Origin of the sequence: Mycobacterium angelicum (assembly GCF_002086155.1) — a bacterium.
GTDB classification, from domain to species: domain Bacteria; phylum Actinomycetota; class Actinomycetes; order Mycobacteriales; family Mycobacteriaceae; genus Mycobacterium; species Mycobacterium angelicum.
In genome coordinates this window covers 18,937-41,071 of sequence record NZ_MVHE01000023.1, presented here as the reverse complement: position 1 = coordinate 41,071, position 22,135 = coordinate 18,937, and the positions used below count along the sequence as shown (strand labels likewise).

The 22,135-nt window shown below is 67.0% G+C and carries 20 protein-coding genes; 12 read left to right on the top strand and 8 right to left on the bottom strand.

From position 1 onward, the window contains the following. Positions 1 to 13: 13 nt before the first annotated feature. From gmk to metK, 4 genes are all read left to right on the top strand, one after another. Positions 14 to 643, top strand: coding sequence for a guanylate kinase (gmk, locus tag BST12_RS15455; RefSeq protein ID WP_083114001.1), 630 nt, complete (start codon positions 14 to 16; stop codon positions 641 to 643). Positions 644 to 689: 46 nt separating this feature from the next. After that, on the top strand, positions 690 to 1,022 hold the full coding sequence (gene rpoZ, locus BST12_RS15450) for a DNA-directed RNA polymerase subunit omega (protein ID WP_083114000.1): 333 nt from the start codon (positions 690 to 692) through the stop codon (positions 1,020 to 1,022). Positions 1,023 to 1,042: 20 nt separating this feature from the next. Then, the gene (gene coaBC, locus BST12_RS15445) at positions 1,043 to 2,296 is read left to right on the top strand and encodes a bifunctional phosphopantothenoylcysteine decarboxylase/phosphopantothenate--cysteine ligase CoaBC (protein ID WP_083113999.1); all 1,254 of its coding nucleotides are present in this window, start codon (positions 1,043 to 1,045) and stop codon (positions 2,294 to 2,296) included. A 127-nt stretch (positions 2,297 to 2,423) separates the two neighbouring features. Beyond that, on the top strand, positions 2,424 to 3,635 hold the full coding sequence (gene metK, locus BST12_RS15440; RefSeq protein WP_083113998.1) for a methionine adenosyltransferase: 1,212 nt from the start codon (positions 2,424 to 2,426) through the stop codon (positions 3,633 to 3,635). Here the strand turns inward: metK and BST12_RS15435 are convergent, their stop codons facing one another. Both BST12_RS15435 and BST12_RS15430 read right to left on the bottom strand, forming a co-directional pair. Further along, a complete protein-coding gene (locus BST12_RS15435; protein WP_083113997.1) occupies positions 3,636 to 4,208 on the bottom strand; it encodes a pyridoxamine 5'-phosphate oxidase family protein in 573 nt (190 codons plus the stop codon). A 16-nt stretch (positions 4,209 to 4,224) separates the two neighbouring features. Next, positions 4,225 to 6,345, bottom strand: a complete 2,121-nt coding sequence (locus BST12_RS15430) for a PPE family protein (protein ID WP_083113996.1) — start codon at positions 6,343 to 6,345, stop codon at positions 4,225 to 4,227. A 180-nt stretch (positions 6,346 to 6,525) separates the two neighbouring features. Between BST12_RS15430 and BST12_RS15425 the strand changes: the two genes are divergently transcribed. Next, positions 6,526 to 7,890, top strand: a complete 1,365-nt coding sequence (locus tag BST12_RS15425; protein ID WP_083113995.1) for an alpha/beta fold hydrolase — start codon at positions 6,526 to 6,528, stop codon at positions 7,888 to 7,890. Here the strand turns inward: BST12_RS15425 and BST12_RS15420 are convergent. Both BST12_RS15420 and BST12_RS15415 read right to left on the bottom strand, forming a co-directional pair. Then, complete coding sequence (locus BST12_RS15420; RefSeq protein ID WP_083113994.1) at positions 7,887 to 9,371, bottom strand: flavin-containing monooxygenase; 1,485 nt, start codon at positions 9,369 to 9,371, stop codon at positions 7,887 to 7,889. The genes BST12_RS15425 and BST12_RS15420 overlap by 4 nt on opposite strands. Next, complete coding sequence (locus BST12_RS15415) at positions 9,368 to 10,765, bottom strand: cytochrome P450 (RefSeq protein ID WP_083113993.1); 1,398 nt, start codon at positions 10,763 to 10,765, stop codon at positions 9,368 to 9,370. Before BST12_RS15415 ends, BST12_RS15420 begins: the two co-directional genes overlap by 4 nt. A 76-nt stretch (positions 10,766 to 10,841) precedes the next feature. Between BST12_RS15415 and BST12_RS15410 the strand changes: the two genes are divergently transcribed. Continuing rightward, complete coding sequence (locus tag BST12_RS15410; protein ID WP_139801701.1) at positions 10,842 to 11,861, top strand: helix-turn-helix transcriptional regulator; 1,020 nt, start codon at positions 10,842 to 10,844, stop codon at positions 11,859 to 11,861. Positions 11,862 to 11,868: 7 nt separating this feature from the next. On the opposite strand, the gene BST12_RS15405 is transcribed toward BST12_RS15410, so the two are convergent. Further along, positions 11,869 to 12,825 carry an alpha/beta hydrolase gene (locus tag BST12_RS15405; RefSeq protein WP_083113992.1) on the bottom strand — a complete coding sequence of 319 codons (957 nt, stop codon included), beginning with the start codon at positions 12,823 to 12,825 and terminating at the stop codon, positions 11,869 to 11,871. Between the two features lie 25 nt (positions 12,826 to 12,850). Next, positions 12,851 to 13,816 carry an alpha/beta hydrolase gene (locus BST12_RS15400; protein ID WP_083113991.1) on the bottom strand — a complete coding sequence of 322 codons (966 nt, stop codon included), beginning with the start codon at positions 13,814 to 13,816 and terminating at the stop codon, positions 12,851 to 12,853. Between BST12_RS15400 and BST12_RS15395 the strand changes: the two genes are divergently transcribed. Both BST12_RS15395 and BST12_RS15390 read left to right on the top strand, forming a co-directional pair. Next, positions 13,815 to 14,552, top strand: coding sequence for a lysoplasmalogenase (locus BST12_RS15395; protein WP_083113990.1), 738 nt, complete (start codon positions 13,815 to 13,817; stop codon positions 14,550 to 14,552). The genes BST12_RS15400 and BST12_RS15395 overlap by 2 nt on opposite strands. A gap of 58 nt (positions 14,553 to 14,610) precedes the next feature. Then, complete coding sequence (locus BST12_RS15390; protein ID WP_083114027.1) at positions 14,611 to 16,548, top strand: primosomal protein N'; 1,938 nt, start codon at positions 14,611 to 14,613, stop codon at positions 16,546 to 16,548. 6 nt (positions 16,549 to 16,554) lie between these two features. On the opposite strand, the gene BST12_RS15385 is transcribed toward BST12_RS15390, so the two are convergent. Beyond that, positions 16,555 to 17,394 (bottom strand): class I SAM-dependent methyltransferase, encoded by an 840-nt coding sequence (locus BST12_RS15385; protein ID WP_083113989.1) that lies wholly within the window; start codon positions 17,392 to 17,394, stop codon positions 16,555 to 16,557. A gap of 215 nt (positions 17,395 to 17,609) precedes the next feature. Between BST12_RS15385 and BST12_RS15380 the strand changes: the two genes are divergently transcribed. Further along, the gene (locus BST12_RS15380; RefSeq protein WP_139801706.1) at positions 17,610 to 18,095 is read left to right on the top strand and encodes a MarR family transcriptional regulator; all 486 of its coding nucleotides are present in this window, start codon (positions 17,610 to 17,612) and stop codon (positions 18,093 to 18,095) included. A 21-nt stretch (positions 18,096 to 18,116) separates the two neighbouring features. On the opposite strand, the gene BST12_RS15375 is transcribed toward BST12_RS15380, so the two are convergent. After that, a complete protein-coding gene (locus BST12_RS15375) occupies positions 18,117 to 18,941 on the bottom strand; it encodes a class I SAM-dependent methyltransferase (protein WP_083113987.1) in 825 nt (274 codons plus the stop codon). 180 nt (positions 18,942 to 19,121) lie between these two features. On the opposite strand from BST12_RS15375, the gene fmt reads away from it, so the two are divergent. From fmt to rpe, 3 genes are read left to right on the top strand one after another with little or no spacing between them, the layout of a single operon-like run. Further along, positions 19,122 to 20,054 carry a methionyl-tRNA formyltransferase gene (gene fmt / locus BST12_RS15370; protein WP_083114026.1) on the top strand — a complete coding sequence of 311 codons (933 nt, stop codon included), beginning with the start codon at positions 19,122 to 19,124 and terminating at the stop codon, positions 20,052 to 20,054. After that, complete coding sequence (locus BST12_RS15365; protein ID WP_083113986.1) at positions 20,051 to 21,430, top strand: RsmB/NOP family class I SAM-dependent RNA methyltransferase; 1,380 nt, start codon at positions 20,051 to 20,053, stop codon at positions 21,428 to 21,430. The genes fmt and BST12_RS15365 overlap by 4 nt, the downstream gene beginning before the upstream one ends. Before the next feature lie 4 nt (positions 21,431 to 21,434). Beyond that, positions 21,435 to 22,130: a ribulose-phosphate 3-epimerase gene (rpe, locus tag BST12_RS15360; RefSeq protein ID WP_139801705.1), complete on the top strand. Its 696-nt coding sequence runs from the start codon at positions 21,435 to 21,437 to the stop codon at positions 22,128 to 22,130. The last annotated feature ends 5 nt before the right edge of the window (positions 22,131 to 22,135 follow it).

Here is a 22,135-nt window from a genome sequence, read left to right as displayed (position 1 = left end):
CACCCGGCCGACGATGCAGGCCGCCAGGCCTGAGGAGGCCGGCAATCCAGCCCCCGCCGACGGGGGACCGGGCACGGGACGTGTGGTCGTGTTGTCCGGTCCCTCCGCGGTCGGCAAGTCAACAGTGGTCCGGTGTCTGCGAGAGCGGATCCCGGACCTGCATTTCAGCGTCTCAGCAACGACGCGAGCGCCGCGGCCCGGAGAGGTCGACGGCGTCGATTACCACTTCGTCAGTCCGACCCGGTTCCAGCAGCTGATCGACCAGGGTGAGCTGCTGGAATGGGCCGAGATCCATGGTGGTCTGCACCGGTCGGGCACGTTGGCCGAGCCGGTGCGCAAGGCCACCGCAGCCGGGGTTCCGGTGCTCATCGAGGTCGATCTGGCCGGCGCCAGGGCGGTCAAGAAGGCCATGCCGGAGGTCGTCACGGTGTTCCTGGCGCCGCCCAGCTGGGAGGACCTGGAGGCCAGGCTGGTGGGCCGCGGCACCGAAACGCCGGAGGTGATTCGACGCCGACTGGATACCGCACGGGTGGAAATGGCCGCCCAGGGCGACTTCGACGAGGTCGTGGTGAACAGTCGATTAGAGTCTGCGTGCGCCGAATTGGTATCCTTGCTGGTGAAAACCTCGCCGAACCCGGCGTAACTCCAAACCTTCTAAGCCGCTGTGCGCAGCCAGGAGAAATTCTGAAGTGACTATTCCGCAGTCCGACGCGTCGTTGGCCGCCGTTTCTGCCGTCGATCAATTCGATCCGTCGTCAGGTGGCGCGGGCGCCTACGACACCCCGCTGGGCATCACCAACCCGCCCATCGACGAATTGCTGGACCGCGTCTCGAGCAAGTACGCCCTGGTTATCTACGCCGCCAAGCGGGCCCGGCAGATCAATGACTACTACAACCAGCTCGGCGAAGGCATCCTCGAGTACGTCGGGCCCCTGGTAGAGCCCGGCCTGCAGGAGAAGCCGCTGTCCATCGCGATGCGCGAGATCCACGCCGACCTGCTCGAACACACCGAGGGCGAGTAACAGGCAGGGCCGGGCGCGCTGTGGACAGCAACCGGACCCCCAAAAGGGTTATCGTCGGCGTCTCCGGAGGGATCGCGGCGTACAAGGCCTGCACGGTCGTCCGTCAGCTTGCCGAGGCAGGCCACCGCGTCCGGGTGATCCCCACCGAATCCGCGCTGCGTTTCGTCGGCGCCGCCACCTTCGAGGCGCTTTCGGGTGAGCCGGTGCGTACCGGCGTTTTCGAAGACGTCCCCGAAGTGCCGCACGTTCGCCTCGGCCAGCAGGCCGACCTGGTCGTGGTGGCTCCGGCCACCGCCGACCTGCTTGCCCGCGCCGTGGCCGGGCGCGCCGACGACCTGCTGACCGGCACCCTGCTCACGGCGCGGTGTCCGATCATGTTCGCCCCGGCCATGCACACCGAGATGTGGCTGCATCCGGCCACCGTCGACAACGTCGCCACCTTGCGCCGTCGCGGTGCGGTGGTTCTCGAGCCCGCGTCCGGGCGGCTCACCGGCACCGACAGCGGGGCCGGCCGGCTGCCGGAGGCCGAGGAGATCACCACGCTGGCCCACCTGCTGCTGGAGCGTGGCGACGCGCTGCCCTACGACTTGGCCGGCCGCAAGGTGCTGGTGACCGCGGGTGGCACGCGCGAGGCGATCGACCCGGTGCGCTTCATCGGAAACCGCAGTTCGGGCAAGCAGGGCTACGCGGTGGCGCGAGTCGCCGCCCAGCGCGGCGCTGAGGTCACGCTGATCGCCGGGCATACTGCGGGGCTCATCGACCCGGCCGGGGTCAACGTGGTCCATGTCAGCTCCGCCCAGCAGCTTGCCGATGCGGTTTCCAAACACGCGCCCGACGCGAATGTACTGGTGATGGCCGCGGCGGTCGCCGACTTCCGGCCCACGCAGGTTGCCACCGCCAAGATTAAAAAAGGCGAGCAGGGGCCGCCCACCATCGAACTGGTGCGCAACGAGGACGTGCTGGCCGGCGCGGTCCAGGCCCGCGCCCACGGCCAGCTGCCCAACATGCAGGCCATCGTCGGTTTTGCCGCCGAGACTGGTGACGCAAATGGTGACGTGCTGTTTCACGCCCGGGCAAAGCTGCAACGCAAGGGCTGCGACCTGCTGGTCGTCAACGCCGTCGGCGATGGCCGGGCGTTCGAGGTGGACAGCAACGACGGCTGGCTGCTGGCCTCTGACGGGACCGAATCGGCGCTGCAGCACGGTTCGAAAACGCTGATGGCGAGCCGTATTGTGGACGCAATCGTCACGTTCTTGGAGGGTGGGAGCGGGTAGCGGATCGGCGAGGCCGGTCTGTGCGGCTCCTGAATAGGTGCTGGACGATCCCTTGCTCGACTGGACGCGAGGAAATTGTTGCCGGAGGATATAATTCGGCTAACTAATTATCGGAAGGATAGATGTTGTGAGCGAAAAGGGTCGGCTGTTTACCAGTGAGTCGGTGACAGAGGGACATCCCGACAAGATCTGTGACGCGATCAGCGACTCGGTCCTCGACGCGCTTCTGGCGGAGGATCCCCGCTCACGTGTCGCGGTCGAGACGCTGGTCACGACAGGTCAGGTGCACGTGGTGGGTGAGGTGACGACGACGGCCAAATCGGCCTTCGCCGATATCACCAACACCGTTCGCGCCCGCATCCTCGACATCGGCTACGACTCCTCGGACAAGGGCTTCGACGGCGCGTCCTGCGGGGTGAACATCGGCATTGGCGCGCAGTCGCCCGACATCGCCCAGGGCGTCGACACCGCCCACGAGGCGCGCGTCGAGGGCGCCGCCGACCCGCTGGACTCCCAGGGCGCCGGTGACCAGGGCCTGATGTTCGGCTATGCGATCAACGACACCCCGGAGCTGATGCCGCTGCCCATCGCGCTGGCGCACCGGCTGTCGCGGCGGCTCACCGAGGTCCGCAAGAACGGCGTGCTGCCCTATCTGCGGCCCGATGGCAAAACACAGGTCACCATCGCCTACGAGGACAACGTCCCGGTGCGGCTGGACACCGTGGTGGTGTCCACCCAGCACGCCGACGGCATCGACCTGGAGAAGACGCTGGACCCTGACATCCGCCGGCACGTGCTGCAGAGCGTGCTCGAGGAGCTGGCCCACGACACCCTGGACTCGTCGGCAACGCGGGTGCTGGTGAACCCGACCGGCAAGTTCGTCCTGGGTGGCCCGATGGGTGACGCCGGGCTGACCGGCCGCAAGATCATCGTCGACACCTACGGCGGCTGGGCCCGCCACGGCGGCGGTGCCTTCTCCGGCAAGGATCCCTCCAAGGTGGACCGCTCGGCGGCGTACGCGATGCGCTGGGTGGCCAAGAACGTCGTCGCCGCAGGGCTGGCGCAGCGGGTCGAGGTGCAGGTGGCCTACGCCATCGGTAAAGCTGCCCCGGTCGGTCTGTTCGTGGAGACCTTCGGTTCCGAGGCCGTCGACCCGGTCAAGATCGAGAAGGCCATCGGCGAGGTGTTCGACCTGCGGCCCGGTGCGATCATTCGCGACCTGAACCTGCTGCAGCCGATCTACGCGCAGACCGCTGCCTACGGGCATTTCGGCCGCACCGATGTGGATCTGCCGTGGGAGCGGCTGGACAAGGTCGACGACCTCAAGCGCGCGATCTAGTCAGACTGGGCCGGGCGGCAGCGGATGGTCGGGTTCCAATCCCGGCAGGCCGTCGATGCTGTGCTGGTTGCGTTTGGTCAGCCGGGTGAACGCTTCGTCGGGCTGCTTGGCGTGGTAGGCGTCCAGCACGGGACGGTCGTCGACCAGCTCGTAGTAGGGCACCGCGAATCCGCAGGCGTCGGCGATCCGTTCAACGTCGACGACGATGGCGGCCCGGATGCCCGGCCGTAACTGCGGGAAATGTGTTCGGACGCGGTCGAATTCGGCGTCGTCCGGGCGAACGGTCCGGCCGGTGCCGAACAGCCGCAGAATGCGTGAGTTGCGGGTGAACGAGCAGAACATGATCGTGATGCGGCCGTTGTCGCGCAGGTGTGCGATCGTTTCGACGCCGCTGCCGAACAGATCGAGATAGGCCACGGTGTGGTCGTCGAGCACTGCGAATGTGTCGCCGTATCCCTTGGGGGAGAGGTTGATTCGGCCACCCTCGGACGGGGCGGTGGCAACGAAGAACACGGCCTGTTCCCCGATGAACGCCCGCAGTGACTCGTCGATACCCGCAAACACCTTCGCCATCGTCCGAGCGTAACGGTTAGTGGAAAGCGCCCGACTCCTGATTTTGTGCGTTGAACAGCCCCGAGACCTGGTTGCCCAGATTCATCAGGCCCGAGGTGAAGGTTTCCGTGGTGCCGTTGAGCGTGGCCGCATTGAACACGCCCGAAATGTACTGGCCCGAGCTATTGATGAAGCCGGACATATTGGCCGGCCCGATGTAGGTGGGGCCGGTGTTCCGGAAACCCGAGCTGTAGGCGCCGGCGTTGAGGAAACCGGAACCGAAATTGCCGTGGTTTTCGTATCCCGAAGAGCCGATGGTGCCGATGAAACTGTGCGGCCCGACAGTTTGATCGATGTTGTCGCCGGAATCGATGCCGGAGTTGTTGAAACCCTGATTCGCAAAGCCCGACTGGTTGACACCGCCGTAGCCGAAACCTGATCCGGAGTTGGAAAAGCCTGAGTTCAATACGTTTTGGTCGTAGGGGCTACCGGGGCCGGTGTTGAGATTGCCCCCGTTGAGCAGCCCGGTATTGACGCCGCCGGCGTTGCCGTAGCCGGTGTTGATGTCGCCGGAGTTGAAGCCGCCCGAGTTGATGCTGCCGCCGTTGAAGCTGCCGAAATTCGTACTGCCCGAGTCGAATAGGCCGGTATTGATGTTGCCCGAGTTGAACAGACCGGTGTTGGTGTCGCCGGAGTTGAACAGGCCGGTGTTGGTATCGCCGGAGTTGAAAAAGCCCGAGTTCGTCATGCCCGAGTTGAACAGGCCGGTACTGTAGCTGCCCGAGTTCCCCAGGCCCGTATTGAGGGTGCCCGAGCTTCCCACCCCGGTGTTCCAAACGCCCGAGGTGCCGAATTCGAGGCTCAACGGGCCTACACCCTGACCGGAGTTCGCGACGCCCCAATTACCGTCGCCCGAATTGAAGAAACCGATGTTGTCATCGCCGGAGTTGAACAGTCCGAGGTTTCCGCTGCCGCTGTTGAGCGCGCTGAAATTGATGCCGATCTGGTGGTCGCCGGTCAACCCGAAGCCGATGTTGTTGCTGCCCTTGTTCCCCAAGCCGATGTTGTTGCTGCCGAGGTTTCCATAGCCGATATTGGCGTTGCCGAGGTTGCCGCCGCCGAAGTTCGCCGAGCCGGTGTTTCCGCTGCCGACGTTGCCCGTGCCGGTATTGCCGAGACCGAAATTTGCGTCGCCGGTGTTTCCGCTGCCCTGGTTCAGATTGCCGGTGTTGCCCGAGCCGATGTTGTTGCTCCCGGCGTTGCCGCTGCCGAAGTTGGTGCTGCCGGTGTTTCCGCCGCCCAGGTTGAAGTTGCCGAGGTTGCCGCTGCTCAGATTGAAGTTGCCGAGGTTGCCGCTGCCCAGGTTGTAGCTGCCGATGTTGCCGCTGCCCAGGTTGAAGCTGCCCGGAAGTTGTGCCGCCGAATCCCCCTTGCCCGAGCTGCCGTTTCCACTGCCCAGGTTGAGCGTGCCGAAGTTGCCGGTGCCCAGGTTGAAGTCGCCGACGTTGCCGCTGCCCAGGTTCAGGTTGCCGATGTTGCCGATGCCGGGGCTGAGGTTGCCGATATTGCCGATTGTCAGGTTGATGGTGCCGTCCAGGAATGGGATGTAGATGTAGATGCCCTTGGCTCCGGCCGACAGACCAGACACCGCCTGCCAGGGACTCAAGGACGCAACCGCCGCCGAAGCCTGCGCGTAGTAGCCGCTCATCGCCGCCACATCCTGGGCCCAAATCTCCTCGTAGCCCGCCTCGGCGGCGGCAATGGCGGGCGCGTTTTGACCGAACAGATTCGAGACCACCAACGACGCCAACTCAGATCGATTGGCCGCCACCACCGCCGGATGTATGGTGGCCGCCCGCGCCGCTTCGAAGACGTCGGCCAGGGCTTTGGCTTGACTCGATGCCAGCCCGGCCTGGCCCGTCGCGGCCGTCAAATACGCCGCATACGTCTCGGCGACGCGTGTCATGGCCTGCGCCGCGGCGCCTTGCCACGCCTGTTCGGCCAGCCCCGCGACGGTCGATCTGAAAGAGCTTGCGGCTGAGTCTAATTCGCTGGACAGCGTGTCCCAGGCTGCCGCCGTCGCCAACATCGGGGCGGACCCCGGACCGGCCCAGATCAGCCCCGAATTCACCTCGGGCGGAAATACCGTGAAATTCACCTTTTCGCAAGCCTTCCCATAATGCTGGTGCTGCCAAACACACCGACAAACAGGAGATCCTACGAAGCGCCGAGGTCTCGCAATGTGTTTCGCACGAAGCGGGACAATGTGCCCAATCACGTTCGTAAAAGTGCACATTCATTGAAGCCGGTCCGATTTGTGTGCTACGAACCTTTGGCGATGACGGAATTCACCATACCGGTCACCTGGACGGGTGAGCAGTACGCGCGGCGTTATGTGCTGAGCACGGCGTTAGTGGTTGCCGACGGCGGACGGTTCCGGGTTACCCGAGTCAGCGAGGCCGGCGGTCATGGGGTGCCGGTGGTTCTGGTGCCGGGCATGTTCGACAACCGCAGGTTGTATTTGTGGCCGGGCGGGGGCGGGCTGGCCGACACGCTGGCCGACGCGGGGTTCGAGGTTTGGATCGTCGAGCGGCGCGGAACGGGCGGCGTGGCGTTGTCGACGGGTGCTCGTGCGGGGTGGGAGGAGGTGGTGTGCGTCGATCTGCCCGCCGTCCAGCGGCTGATCGCCACCCAAACCGACGTCCCGGCCTTCTGGGTCGGTCATTCATTCGGCGGGGTGGCACTGGCCCGGGCCGCGGCCGAGACCATGCAGCGATCGCAGATCGCGGGGCTGGTGCTGGTCAATTCGGCCGTGGACATCCCGTTGCTTGCCAATCGGATCGTTGCCGCGACGCTGGGCGCTCGGCTCTGGCGCGGTGTGTTTCCGGCGCGGCGGTTCGGGCTGGGCCCCGAAGACGAGCCGGTCGCCGCCCTCGCCGACGCGATCTCTTGGGGCGCCGCCGAACGAACCGGAGCCGGGCTATCGGCGGTCCTGGGCGCTGTCGACGTTCCGGTCCTGGTCTTCACCGCGCCGCGCGATGCCATTGCGCCCGCTACCCGGTGCGCCCGGCTCGCGCGACCGTTCGCCGGCGCCGACGCGCGTGTGCAGTCGGCTGCCCGCCGCACCGGCTTCGCCCGTAACCATTCGCACGAGTCACCCCTGCTGCACCCCGCCGCCACCACGGATGTGTTCCCGTTCCTGCGTGACTGGCTGGTCGCCAGGACCACCGCGGCCACCCACGGCAGCGGCACGGTCGAACTCGCGCGCCGTTATCGCGTGCAGTCCACCGTCGAACTCGAGGCACCGGCCGAAGCGGTCTTCGGTGTTCTCAGCCGCCGGTGGTCCACGCTGTGGCCGGTGCGCCAGCGCCGGGTGCGCGACGGCGTGGACCCCACCGAACCGGACGGCCTGCGTTCGGTGCGGGCCCAAAAAGTGTTGGGGCTCTGGCCAATACAGGAGGAGATCGTCTGCTACCGCCCGCCCCGGCTGATCGAATACCGCACCATTCGCGGCCCAGTCCGCAATCACCTCGGCCACATCCAACTGACCGACCTGGCGGGCGGTCGCACTCGACTGGACTATCGCATCGCCTTCGACACCCCGTGGTGGGCGCCGGGCCAGCTATTGGCCGCCGCAATCGGCACGACCTGGCGGCGCTGGAGCCTGCCCCGGTTGCGCCGCCACCTGGCCCGGCAGCGCTAAGCCGAGAACCGGTAGTCGTCGAGATCGAAACGTCTACTGCGCCAATAGGCTTCGACGGTCGTGGTGGGCCGCAGCGGGACGTCGCCGTTCTTGTCGAAGTAGTAGCTGTTGGCCAGCCGGCAGCTGTCCTGCCAGAACACCTGCCGGTGACGTCGCCGCATCACCTCGGCGAAGTAGCGGGCGTTGGCCTGCTCGGTGACCTCGATCCGGGTCGCGCCGTCGCGCCGGGCCCGCTTGAGGCACCGGATGATGTGGTGGGTCTGCGTTTCGATGAGCGCGAAATATGACGAGCCGACATAACCGTATGGCCCGAAGACGGTGAACAGGTTCGGGTATCCGGGGATACTGACGCCTTCGTAAGCCTGCAGCCGGTGTTCGTCCCAGAACCGGCTCAACGACCGCCCGCCGCTTCCGACGACGGCGAAGGTCGGGACGTTGTCGGTGTCCATCACCTTGAAGCCGGTCGCCAGGATCAGCACGTCGATCTCGTGATCGCCGCCGTCGGTGGTCACCACCGAGGTGGGCGTGATCTTGTCGATCGGCTCGGTGACCAGCCGCACGTTGTCGCGGTTGAAGGTCGATAGATACGTGTTGTGGAAGCCGGGCCGCTTGCAGCCCACGGCGTATCGCGGGGTCAGCTGCTCACGCAGCACCGGGTCGTGGACCTGCTTGCGCAGATACGCCCGTCCCGCCGATTCCATTCGCCGTGCCAACGGGAACACCGTAAAGTACTGCGCCGCAATGGGAAAGGTGGCTTCCACGAACGCCTGGCTGAGCGCGCGCTGCACGGCCTTGCCGCCGGGAATCCGCATCGCCCACCGGGCCGCCTTGGGCAGCGGCACGTCGAGTTTGGGAAAGCACCAGATGGGGGTGCGCTGAAACACGGTGAGCTGGGCGACGATTGGCGCGATCTCGGGAATGATCTGGACGGCTGAGGCGCCGGTGCCGATGACGGCGACACGCTTGCCGGTCAGGTCCTGGGTGTGGTCCCAGCGTGCGGTGTGCATGGTGATGCCGTCGAAGGAATCCACCCCGTCGATGTCGGGCAGCTTCGGCGTCGTCAGGACTCCGCTGGCGCTGATCAGGTACCGGGCGGTGATCTCGCCGCCCGGGTCGGTCTGTACGCGCCACAGACCATGCTCGTCGTCGTACTCCGCGGCAAGGACCTTGGTGTTGAACCGGATTCGGTTCCGGATGCCGTACTTGTCGACACAGTGTTCGGCGTACGCCTTGAGCTCGCGGCCGGGTGCATAGGTGCGCGACCAGTCCGGGCTCTGCTCGAACGAGAACTGGTAGGAGAACGACGGAATGTCCACGGCGATACCGGGATAGGTGTTCCAGTGCCAGGTGCCGCCCACGCCGTCACCGGCCTCGATCAGCAGGTAGTCGTGAAATCCGGCCTCGTCGAGTTTGATCGCGGAGCCGATTCCGGAGAATCCGGCACCGACGATCACTATCGGGTAATCGGGTGTTGTGCTCATGACCGCCTGCTTCCAATGAGGTGCATTCCGTGCTTGGGCCGCAGCGTCAGCGTCGCCTCGAGTTCGACGACGTGATCTGGCGCCAGGTCAAAGGTGAAGCGCTGACTCATGATTGCTGCCATGAGAACCATCTCCATCAGAGCGAAGCTCTGCCCGATGCATATGCGCCGGCCGCCGCCGAATGGCAGATACGCCGAGCGGTGACGGCTCTTGACGGCGCCGGCGTCCAGGAACCGGCCGGGATCGAATTCTTCGGGGTCCGGCCACCAGCGCGGGTCGTGGTGAATGTGGTGAATCGGGATGACGACGGTGCTGCCGCGGCGAACGTGGTGCCCGTCGATTACGTCGTCGTCGATGGCCTCGCGCGCGATGACCCACACCGAGGAGAAGTAACGCTGCGCCTCCTGCAGGCACGCGGTCGTCCACGGCAGACTGCTCAGGTCGGCGGCGGTCGGGCGGCGGCTGCCCAGCACCTCGTCCACCTCGGCGAGCATCCGCTCGCGCGCCTCGGGATGCAGGGCCATCAGATACCAGAACCAGGACAGGGCGTTGGCGGTCGTCTCGTGGCCGGCGAGCATGAAGGTCAGCGCTTCGTCCCGGATCCGCTGGTGAGGCCAGGAGCCGCCGTCCGCGCGCAGCAGGACATTGAGCAGGTCGGGGGAGTCGGTCGGGCTTTTCAGCCGCCGATCGATCACAGCGTTGACCGCGTCGTCGAGGGCCAGGGTGATCTTCTGCATCTCTCGCAACGGTGGTGGTAGCCGAACGCCCGCGTAGGTACACCGCATCAGCGCGTCATACATCGGCGGCGGCATCAGGCCCCACAGCCCGAGACGCTCCAGCTTTTCCGCGCGCCGCAGCCCACGCGTGGCAAGGTCGTTCATGCTCTGCACCAACGGCCCGAAGTCCTGGCTGAACAGTGCGTTGGCGACGACGCGCAGGGTTGCCTCGACCATCGTGTCGTGCATGTCGAACACCACACCCGCCGCCGGCAGGGCGGAGGTGACGTCGACGATCGGGTCGATCATCAGGTCGACGAGTTCGTTGAGGTGACGGCGGGCGAAGGTCGGGTTGAGCACCCCACGGTGACTGGCCCACGAGTCGCCCTCATCGGTCAGCAGGTTGAGCCCGGCGGCGGCCCGGATCGGGCCGTATTCGTCGGACTTGACGTATTTCAGCCGGGCCTCGTGCAGCACGTGGTCGACATAATCCGGGTGGCATATCGAGACGAAACGCCTTCCGGCGCAACGGAACCGAGTGATATCACTGCCGCGAACCCGGCCCAGGAAGCCGTCGCCGACGTCGAATCCGACGGTGATGGCTTCCCGGGTCATCGTCCAGGTGCGCAGGCGTCGGGCCGGTCCCCTCTGGGGCCGCTCAGCGATCAGGGTGGCCATAGCTCCACTGTATGGATGACACGGGCGGCCCGTAATGAGACTATGGGACACCGACTTGGGAGTTTAGGACAATTCCGTGAGAACCGAGGTGACCCACCCGGTGTATGCCACCCGGGTGCTGTGCGAAGTGGCCAACGAACGCGGGGTGTCCACCTGCGACGTGTTGGCCGGCACCGCAATCGACCCCGCCGACCTGGACAAGCCGGACACCGTCGTCAGTGCGCTCGACGAGATCACCGCAGTGCGCAGCCTGCTGGCCCGGCTGCCCGACGACGCCGGCGTGGGCATCGATGTGGGCAGTCGCTTCACGCTCACCCATTTCGGTTTGTTCGGGTTCGCCGTGATGTCCTGTGGCACCTTGCGCGAACTGTTCGGCATGTCGATGCGGTACTTCGCCCTGACCATGCTGCACATCGACATGACGTTGTTCGAAACCGCCGACGACTGCCTGGTCGACCTGGCCGCCGCCCACCTGCCGGCCGACGTGCAGCGCTTCTTCATCGAACGCGATGTCGCCGGAATCATCACCACCACAATGAGTTTCGCGTTGCCAGTGGCCGAGAAATACGCTGAACAGGTATCCGCGGAGGTAGCGATCGACGAAAAGCTGCTGCGCCCACTGCTCGGGCTCATGCCGGTGCACGACATCGCCTTCGGCCGCGCGCACAATCGGTTGCACTTTCCGCGGGCCATGTTCGACGAGCCGTTGCCGCAGGCCGACCGGCACACCTTGGAGATGTGTATCGCGCAGTGCGACGTGCTGATGCAGCGCAACGAGCAGCGCCGGGGCATCACAGCGCTGGTGCGCACCAAGCTGTTTCGCGATTCCGGCCTCTTTCCCGCGCTGTCCGACGTCGCCGACGAGCTCGACATGCATCCGCGCACACTGCGCCGCCGACTTGCCGAAGAAGGCACGTCTTTTCGCGCGTTGCTCAACGAAGCGCGCGCCGCGGTGGCCGTGGACTTGCTACGCAATGTGGGGCTCACCGTGGAGGAGGTGTCCACCCGTCTCGGATACACCGAAGTCTCGACGTTCTCCCACGCCTTCAAACGCTGGTACGGCGCCCCGCCCAGCGCATATTCGCGCCGAGGCTAGCCAAAAACTAGGCGTGCAGCGCCTTCTGCAGCGCCGCCAGCCCGCGGTTGGTGGCCTGGGCCGCGGCGGGCACCACCAGGGCGAAGTTGACGTAGCCGTGGACCATCTGCGGCTCGTTGCACAACTCCACTTGCACGCCGGCCGCATTGAGCAGCTCGGCATAGCGGGCGCCGTCGTCGCGCAGCGGGTCGTGCTGGGCGGTGGCGACGAACGCCGGGGGCAGCCCGGCCAGGTTGCCGTTGCCTGGGGCCAGGGTGGCGGGCAGCACCGTGTGGTCACTGAGGTCGTGGCCCGGCAGATACCAGGCCAGGAACGCGTCGATGACTTCGAGGTCCAAGATGTATGCCGTCGCGTGCTCGGTGAACGACGGCAGCGACAGGTCGCCGATGCACGAGGGGTACCACAACAGCTGATACACCAGGTCCGGGGAGGCGTTGTCCCGGGCCAGCTGGGCCATGACCGCCGCGAGGTTGCCGCCTGCCGAATCACCCGCGACGGCGATCCGGGTCGGGTCGCCGCCCAACTCGGCGGCGTGCTCGCCGACCCAGCGCAAAGCCGCCCAACTGTCGTCGACCCCAGCCGGATAAGGGTGCTCGGGGGCCAGCCGGTAATCGACGGACACCACGATGGCGTCGGCGCCGACGGCGTGTGCGCGGGCGACCGGGTCATGGGTGTCCAGGCTGCCGAGCGCCCATCCGCCGCCGTGGTAGTAGACGACGACGGGCAGGTTGTCCTCGTCGATGGGCGGCCAGTAGATCCGGATCGGAATGTCGCTGCGCCCGTCATACCCGACGGTTCGGTCCTCGGTCCGCAGCTTCGGCAGCAATTCGGGGGGCACCTTCAGTGCGGCGAGCGCCGCGCGAGCGACCTCGGCGCCGTCGGCGGCGTTGAACGTCATCGGAACGGCATCGAGCAACGCCTTGAAGACGGGATCGATGCCGGGTTGGGCATTTGTCTCCCTCATTTCCCCACTTTAAGCAACGCCGGATCTAGGGGTGTAGCGCCACGCGCAATGCGGCCAGCCCGCGCTCGAGCGCCGCTGTGGCCGCCGGCACCACACCCGCGTAGCCGATATAGGCGTGTACCAGCGTGTCGGCGTTGTCGACCTGGACGGGCACACCGGCGGCCGCCAGCAACTCGCCGTAGCGAATGCCGTCGTCGCGCAACGGGTCGTGGCCCGCGACGCCGATGTAGGCGGGCGGCAGGCCTGCGAAGTTTTCGGCTCGGCCCGGAGCCAGCCCGGCCGGTGGGTTGGACAGGTCGACTTCAGCGCCGTACCAACGGGAGAACTCGGCGATGGCGTTGGTGTCCAGGATCGGTGCGGTGGCGTTCTCGGTGAACGACGGCAGCGATTGATCCCACATGAGGGAGGGATACCACAACAGCTGAAAGGCAAGCGGCGGCGCGTTTTCATCGCGGGCTTTCTGTGCCATTACCGCGGCAATGGTGCCGCCCGCCGAATCGCCGGCGACGGCGATCCGGCCGCTGTCGGCTCCGAGCTCAGAACCGTGTTCTGCCACCCAACTCGTTGCGGCCCAGGCATCTTCGATGGCGGCGGGGTAGGGATGTTCCGGTGCCAAGCGGTAGTCGACCGACACCACTACCGCGCCGGTGCCTACCGCATGCTGACGGCAGGAGCCGTCGTGCGTGTCGAGATCGCCCATGACGAAGCCGCCCCCGTGGAAATACACCACCACGGGTGGATCCGTGTCGTGATCGGAATCGCTTGGCGGCCAATAGATCCGGAGACCGATGCTACTCGCCGGGCCGGTGATGGCCCGATTCTCAACCCGCAACTCCGGATGCACCGCGCGCCGCGGCAGGTCGCGCAATCGCTGGCGCATCGCTTCGATTCCGTTCTCGGGTGATAGCCGAAATGGAACCGCATCCAGTACCTTCAGCATGATGGGATCGACAGCGGGCTTTTCCTCGTCGGTGTTCTCCAAGTTGGGCATGGAGGTACCGTACGCATCTCGTCTGGTTGCCGGTTTCTGGGTTGCGGCCGGCTGGGCGGGAATCGCCTATGGCGTCTACCTAACCGTCCTCGCGATGCGGTTTCCGCCGGGCGGCGAACTCACCGGACACTGGATCTTGCAGCCGCCGTTCAAAGCGTCGATGGCGGTGCTGTTGACCGTCGCCGCGGTTGCGCACCCCGTGGTTCGAGAGCGGCGCTGGCTGATGCCGGCGCTGCTGTTCTCGGCCGCCGGCGACTGGTTCCTGTCGATTCCGTGGTGGAGCCCGTCGTTCGTGTTCGGGCTAGGGTCATTTCTGTTGGCGCACTTGTGTTTTCTGGGGGCGATGGTGCCGCACGCGGCGCCGTCGCGGTGGCGCCTGAGTGGTGTTGCCATCATCGTCGTGGCGTGTGCGGCAATGCTGACCTGGTTGTGGCCGCACCTGGCTGAGCAGAAGCTGACGATTCCGGTGACGGCGTACATCACGGTTCTCTGCGCCATGGTGAGCGCGGCACTGTTGGCGCAGTTGCCGACGATCTGGATCGCGGTGGGCGCGATATGTTTTGCGGCTTCGGACTCGATGATCGCCGTCGGCCGCTTCATCCTGGGCAATGAGGTGCTGGCCGTACCGATCTGGTGGCTGTACGCCGCGGCGGAGATATTGATCACCGCAGGGTTCTTCTTCGGTCGCGAGGGAATTGCCGGCGCCCCCGAGTCCACCGAGAAAGATATTGCCTAGCAACGCATCTCGGGATCGACTGCCCATTGAGGTCGAACCGATAGCGCGAGTGCTGCCGATGCTTTCGGTGCCGCACCTGGACCGCGAGTTCGACTACCTGGTGTCCGCGGAGCAGTCCGATGACGCCCAGCCGGGGGTGCGGGTGCGGGTGCGGTTCCATGGCCGGCTGGTCGACGGGTTCATTCTGGAACGCCGCAACGACACCGACCATCACGGCAAACTGGGCTGGCTCGATCGCGTGGTATCACCCGTTCCCGTCCTCACCCCCGAGATTCGGCGACTGGTCGACGCGGTGGCGGCGCGCTACGCCGGCACGCGGCCCGACGTGCTGCGCCTGGCGGTACCGGCGCGGCACGCCCGGGTGGAGCGTGAGACGCCGGTGCAGCCGGGCCTGCCCGTCGTCGCACCCGTCGACCCCTCGGCCTGGGAGAGCTACGGCCGGGGCGGTCAATTTCTGACCGCACTCGCTGAAGGCCGGGCCGCGCGGGCTGTTTGGCAGGCGTTACCGGGTGAGCAGTGGGCCGACCGGTTCGCCGAGGCCGCCGCCGAGACTGTGCGCGCTGGACGCACCGCGCTGGCGATCGTGCCCGACCAGCGCGACCTGGACCTGCTCCGCGAAGCGGCGGCCAGCCGGGTGGGCGCCGACCACCTGGTGGCGTTGTCGGCCGGCCTCGGGCCGGCTGCGCGGTACCGGCGCTGGCTGGCGGTGCTGCGGGGAACCGCGCGGCTGGTGATCGGCACGCGCAGCGCCGTGTTTGCGCCGCTCAGCGACTTGGGGCTGGTCCTGGTGTGGGCCGACGGCGACGACAGCCTGGCCGAGCCGAGAGCACCTTATCCGCACGCCCGGGAGGTGGCGATGCTGCGCGCGCATCAGGCGCGCTGTGCGGCGCTGATCGGTGGCTATGCCCGCACCACCGAGGCGCATGCGCTGGTTCGCAGCGGGTGGGCGCATGACGTGGTAGCGGCACGGACGGTGGTGCGGGCGCGCACTCCGCGCGTGGTTGCCCTCGATGACAGCGGCTATGCCGAGGAACGCGATCCGGCCGCCCGCACCGCCCGGCTGCCGTCCATCGCGCTGCGCGCGGCCCGCTTGGCGCTGCAGGCGCAGGCGCCGGTGTTGGTGCAGGTCCCGCGGCGCGGTTACGTGCCGTCGCTGGCGTGTGGGCGTTGCCGCGCGATCGCGCGATGCCGGCATTGCACCGGTCCGCTGTCACTGCAGGACACGGGCCCGCTGTGCCGCTGGTGTGGCCGGATGGATCCGACGGTGCGCTGCGCACGGTGCGGGTCCGACGCGATCCGTGCCGTCGTCGTCGGGGCCCGGCGCACCGCTGAGGAGCTAGGCCGCGCATTTCCGGGCACCGCGGTCATCACGTCGGCCGACGACACCGTCGTTCCGGAGGTCGCGGCCAAGCCCGCGCTGGTGGTCGCCACCCCGGGGGCCGAACCCCGGGCGGCCGGCGGCTACGGGGCCGCGCTGCTGCTCGATACCTGGGCGCTGCTGGGCCGGCAAGACCTGCGGGCGGCCGAGGACGCCCTGTCGCGGTGGATGGCCGCGGCCGCGCTGGTGCGACCGCGCGTTGACGGGGGCGTGGTGACCGTCGTCGCCGAATCCTCCCTTCGCACAGTGCAATCGCTGATCCGATGGGATCCGGTGGGCAACGCCGAAGCCGAACTGGTGGCTCGCATGGAAGTCGGGCTGCCGCCGAGTGTGCACATCGCCGCGGTCGACGGTCCCGCTGAAGCTGTGACGGCACTGCTGGAGGCGGCCGGGCTGCCCGATGATGCGGAGCTTTTGGGTCCGGTGGATCTGCCGCCGGGCGCTCGCCGCCCGGCGGGCACGCCGGCTGGCGCGCCGGTTACCCGGATGCTGGTCCGCGTCGGCCGGCGGCACGGGCTGGAGTTGGCGGCCAGCCTGCGGCGTGGCGTCGGCGTGCTCAGCGCGCGCCAGACGCATCAATCATTGCGGGTGCAGATCGACCCATTGCAAATTGGCTAGGCGGTGCTAGCCGGACTGGTGATACCCCCGCTTGCGAGCGGTGAAAATCAGGTATTCCCACTCCATGACGCCATCGATGAGGTATTCGCGGCACAGCACGTCGAGTTCGCCATCGAGTTTGGCGACCTGGGCGGCATGGTCGGCGATGTTGCGATAGGCGTTGATCACCGGGCCGTAGCAGTTCTTGAAGTAATCGCGGCACGCTTCGGGAACGTTGAACCGGTCCACCGTCAATGTGCCGCGCTGGGTGCGGACATCGGTGACATGGTCGCGGAACAGGTCGCTGACGTACTCCTCGTTGCCCCACCACACCTCATGAGGTGCGCCGGCCGGCAGGGTCGGCCGGAACGGTCGGATGGTGGAAAGCAACTGGCCGTAGAAACCGTCGGGTGTCCAGCTCAGCACGCTGATCTTGCCGCCGGGCCGGCAAACCCTGGCCAGCTCGTCGGCGGTGCGCTGGTGACGCGGCGCGAACATCGCCCCGATCGTCGACAGCACGGCATCGAAACTGCCGGCTCCGAACGGCAGGGCTTCGGCGTTGGCTTCCCGCCAGCCGAGTTCGAGGCCCTCGGCCGATGCCCGCGCCTGGGCCCGGCGCAACAGTTCCGGGGTAAGGTCGCTGGCGATGACATGCGCGCCGGCCACCGCTGCGGGGATCGCCAGGTTACCCGTACCGGCGGCTACGTCGAGCACCCGATCGCCCGGGCGAATACCGCTGGCGGAGACCAGAATCGGCCCCAGTGGGGCCAACACTTCCTCGGCGTAGGTGGGGTAGTCACCCAGTGCCCACATGTCCCGATGCGTGGTCGCCGGAACTTGGCACTCAGTGGACGCGTCGATAGCCATCGGATCTCCTGCGGAGGGAGGGAGGTCAACTGCGACGTCGTCGTCGCCGGGGCAGTTAAAACTCGACTACCAAAATCCGAACATGCCCGGCGCAAAGTGTATACAAAGGAAATAATTAAAGTCTACGATTGTAGGACGTTGTTACACTTTCTCTGCTGTAGCGCGTGTATTACTACAACGAAGTTGACGGCCCGGGGAGACCGGGAAAGGGGGCCATAATGCCAACCGACAATGCGACCGAAGTCGAGTCGCTGGATGCCATCACCGATTCACTGCTGACAGCGTCTCGGCTACTGGTCGGCATCTCGTCTTATTCCATCGCGCAGGTCGACGACACGATCACCATCCCGCAATTCCGGACCCTGGTGATTCTGTCCAATCGCGGTCCGATAAATCTCGCGACTCTGGCAACGCTGCTCGGCGTGCAGCCGTCGGCGACCGGCCGGATGGTCGACAGGTTGGTCAGCGCCGGGATGATCGACCGCTTGCCGCACCCCACCTCCCGGCGGGAGCTGCTGGCCGCGCTGACCAAGCGAGGGCGCGAAGTCGTCGCGAAGGTCACCGCGAACCGGCGGGTGGAAATCGCCCGCATCGTGGAGCAGATGCCGGCCGCCGAGCGGCAGGGACTGGTCCGTGCTCTTACGGCGTTCACCGCAGCCGGCGGCGAGCCCGACGCTCACATCGATCTAGATCACGTGTAAGCGCCGGGCCCATCGGCCCGGTCAGCGCTTGGTCGCAGTGACCAGCAAGTACTCCCACTCCATGACACCATCGGTCAGGTATTCCGCGGCGAGTTCGACGAGTTGGGCGTCGAGCTCGGCGGCCAGCACCGCGTTGTCGCCGATGTTTTCGTACGCCTCGATCGTCGGACCGTAGTTGTTCTTGAAGTAGTCGTGCACTGCCTGCGCGGTGTCGAAGCGCTTGACCTCGAGGCCGGCGCGCTGCGTCTTGACGTCGGTGACACTGTCGCCCAGCAGCCCGGTGATGTAGTTCTCGCGTCCCCACAGCGCCGACGGGGGCAGCGCCGCCGACAGGCTCGGCCGATAGGGCCGGATGGTGGCCAGCATGCGGCCGAAGAATCCCTCCGGGGTCCAGCTGATCACGCCGACGGTCCCGCCGGACTTGCACACCCGCACCAGCTCGTTGGCCGAACACTGGTGGTCTGGCGCGAACATGATGCCGATTGCCGACATCGTGATGTCGAACTCGCCGTCGGCGAAGGGCAGAGCCTGGGCATTGGCTTCCTGGTACTGCAGCGTCAAGCCCTGCTGCGCGGCCCGGGCCTTGGAGCGCTCCAACAGCTCCGGCGTGAGGTCGGTGGAAACGATCGTGGCGCCGGTCTTGGCGGCGGGAAGTGAGATGTTGCCGGAGCCGGCGGCGACGTCGAGCACCCGAACGCCGGGCTTGATGCCCGCTGCGGCGACCAGGATCGGGCCCAGCGGCGCCATCACCTCTTCTGCCATCAGGGCGTAGTCGCCCAGGGCCCACATCGCGGCGTGCGCTGCCGCCAGGTTCTGGTCCTCGCGGATGGGGGTGTCGATTGTCATCAGATCTCCTGATCTCCTGCGGAGTAAGGGAAGGGACTGCGTACTACGACGTCGTCGTCGGAAAGCGTCGGAAAATGTCCGTCGGACATAGTATGCATTGGCTATATTATAGTTAGCTAAGAATCCCGGGCGCGCGGCTTGTGACCCTCGCCACCTTTGCGGGCTTCCTAGACTGTGTCGGTGCGCCTCGTCTTCGCCGGTACCCCGGAACCCGCGCTGCCCGCGCTGCGTGCCCTCATCGACTCGCCCCGCCATGACGTGGTGGCGGTGCTGACCCGGCCTGACGCCGCGTCCGGCCGGCGCGGTAAGCCGGAGCCGTCACCGGTGGCGCGGGAGGCGCTCGAGCGTGGCATCCCGGTACTGCGCCCGGCGCGGCCGAACGCGGCGGAATTCGTCGCCGAGCTGGCGGAGTTGGCGCCGCAGTGTTGCGCGGTGGTGGCTTACGGGGCGTTGCTGGGCGACGGCCTGCTTGCCGTGCCCGCGCACGGCTGGGTCAACTTGCACTTCTCGCTGCTGCCCGCCTGGCGCGGCGCGGCGCCGGTGCAGGCCGCCATCGCTGCGGGCGACACCGTCACCGGTGCCACGACGTTTCAGATCGAGCCCAGCCTGGATTCCGGACCGGTCTACGGTGTCGTCACCGAGACCATCAAGCCGACCGATACCGCGGGTGATTTGCTTGAGCGACTTGCTGTTTCGGGTGCGGCGCTGCTGTCGGCCACGCTGGACGGCATTGCCGATCAGACGCTGACCCCGCGGCCGCAACCGGCCGAGGGTATCAGCCTGGCGCCGAAGATCACCGTGGAGCAGGCCCGGGTGCGCTGGGAGCTGCCCGCGCAAGTGGTCGAGCGGCGTATTCGCGCGGTCACGCCCAATCCGGGCGCCTGGACCATGATCGGTGACCTGCGGATCAAAGTCGGGCCGGTCCAAGTTGCTGCTGAATCACCAGAAGCCTTGCCGCCCGGCGGGATTCACGTGGATCGTAAGAGTGTATGGGTCGGCACCGGATCGGATCCCGTGCGGCTGGGCCAGATTCAGCCGCCGGGAAAGAAACTCATGAACGCCGTCGACTGGGCGCGCGGTGCCCGGCTCGACGCCGCCGCGCGGGCATCATGACTCCTAAACCAAAAGGGCCGCGCCGCAAGCGGCTCGACCCCGCGCGTGGTGCCGCTTTCGACGCGCTGCGGGCGGTCACTGAGCGCGATGCGTACGCGAACCTGGTACTGCCGGCGTTGCTGCGGGAGCGGGGGATCACGGGCCGCGACGCCGCCTTTGCCACCGAACTGACCTACGGCAGCTGCCGGACGCAGGGTCTGCTCGACGCCGTCATCGCCGCGGCCGCCGGTCGGCCGGCGCAGGCGATCAATCCGGTGCTGCTCGACCTGCTGCGGCTGGGTGCTTACCAGTTGTTGCGCACCCGCGTCGAGGCACACGCCGCCGTTTCTACCACCGTCGATCAGGCCGGCATTGAATTCGACTCGGCCCGAGCGGGTTTCGTCAATGGTGTGCTGCGAAAGATCTCCGCGCGCGACGAGCGGTCCTGGGTGGACGAGCTGGCTCCCGACCCTGCGCGGGATCCCATCGGGCACGCGGCTTTCGTGCACGCACACCCGCGCTGGATCGCCCAGGCCTTCGCCGACGCACTGGGTGCAGACGCGGGAGAACTCGATGCCGTGCTGGCCAGTGACGACGAGCGGCCACAGGTGCACTTGGCGGCGCGCCCCGGGGTGCTGACCGCCGGTGAGCTGGCTGAGCAGGTACACGGCACCGTGGGCCGCTATTCGCCGTATGCGGTGTACTTGCCGGGCGGTGATCCCGGCGAGCTGGCGGCGGTTCGGGAAGGCACTGCGCTGGTGCAGGACGAGGGCAGCCAGTTGGTTGCCCGGGCGCTGACGCTGGCGCCGGTCGCCGACGACAGCGGCCGCTGGCTCGATCTGTGCTCCGGTCCGGGCGGGAAGACCGCTCTGCTGGCCGCGCTGGGAGTGAGTTCGGGAGCCCGGGTGACCGCGGTGGAACCGGCCCCCCACCGCGCGGACCTGGTTGCAGCCAACACCCGCGGACTGCCGGTGGAGGTGTTGCGGGTTGACGGCCGGCACACCGATCTCGAGTCCGGATTCGATCGGGTGCTCGTCGATGTGCCCTGCACCGGGCTGGGCGCCTTGCGCCGACGGCCGGAGGCCCGCTGGCGGCGCCAGCCTTCCGACATACCCGCGCTGGCCAAACTGCAGCGCGAACTGCTGGCCGCGGCGATCGCACTGACCCGGCCGGGCGGTGTGGTGCTCTATGCGACCTGCTCGCCGCACCTGGCCGAAACCTCGGGTGTGGTGGCCGACGCGCTGCGCCGGCAGCCGGTGGCGGCGCTGGATGCCCGGCCGTTCTTCGAGCCGGTCAGCCAGGGTCTGGGGGAGGGGCCCCAGGTGCAACTGTGGCCACACCGACACGGCACCGATGCCATGTTCGCAGCTGCCCTGCGCCGGCTTCCCGGGGATTAGTAGTCTGTCGCTCATGCCTCGTACGGGGGGACCGCTGATAGCGCCGTCAATCCTGGCCGCCGATTTCGCCCGTCTGGCCGACGAAGCGGCCGCGGTACACGGCGCCGACTGGTTGCACGTCGACGTGATGGACGGCCATTTCGTGCCGAACCTGACGATCGGGCTGCCAGTGGTGGAAAGTCTGTTGGCCGCCAGCAAGATCCCGATGGATTGCCATCTGATGATCGACAACCCCGACCGATGGGCGCCGCCGTATGCCGAGGCCGGTGCCTACAATGTGACGTTCCACGCCGAGGCCACCGACAACCCCGTCTCGGTGGCCCGCGATATCCAGGCCGCCGGCGCCAAAGCCGGGATCAGCATCAAGCCGGGCACCCCGCTGGATCCGTATCTGGAAATCCTGCGGCATTTCGATACGTTTCTCGTCATGTCCGTCGAACCCGGCTTCGGAGGCCAGAGTTTCATCCCCGAGGTACTCAGCAAGGTGCGTACGGTGCGCAAGATGGTCGATTCGGGGGAGCTGACCATCCTCGTCGAGATCGACGGCGGCATCAACGAAGACACCATCGAGCAGGCCGCCGAGGCCGGCGTCGATTGTTTCGTCGCCGGATCCGCGGTTTACGGCGCGGATGACCCCAGCGCGGCGGTCGAGGCATTGCGGCGACAGGCCGGTGCCGTGTCCCCCCACTTAGGTTTGTGAACGGC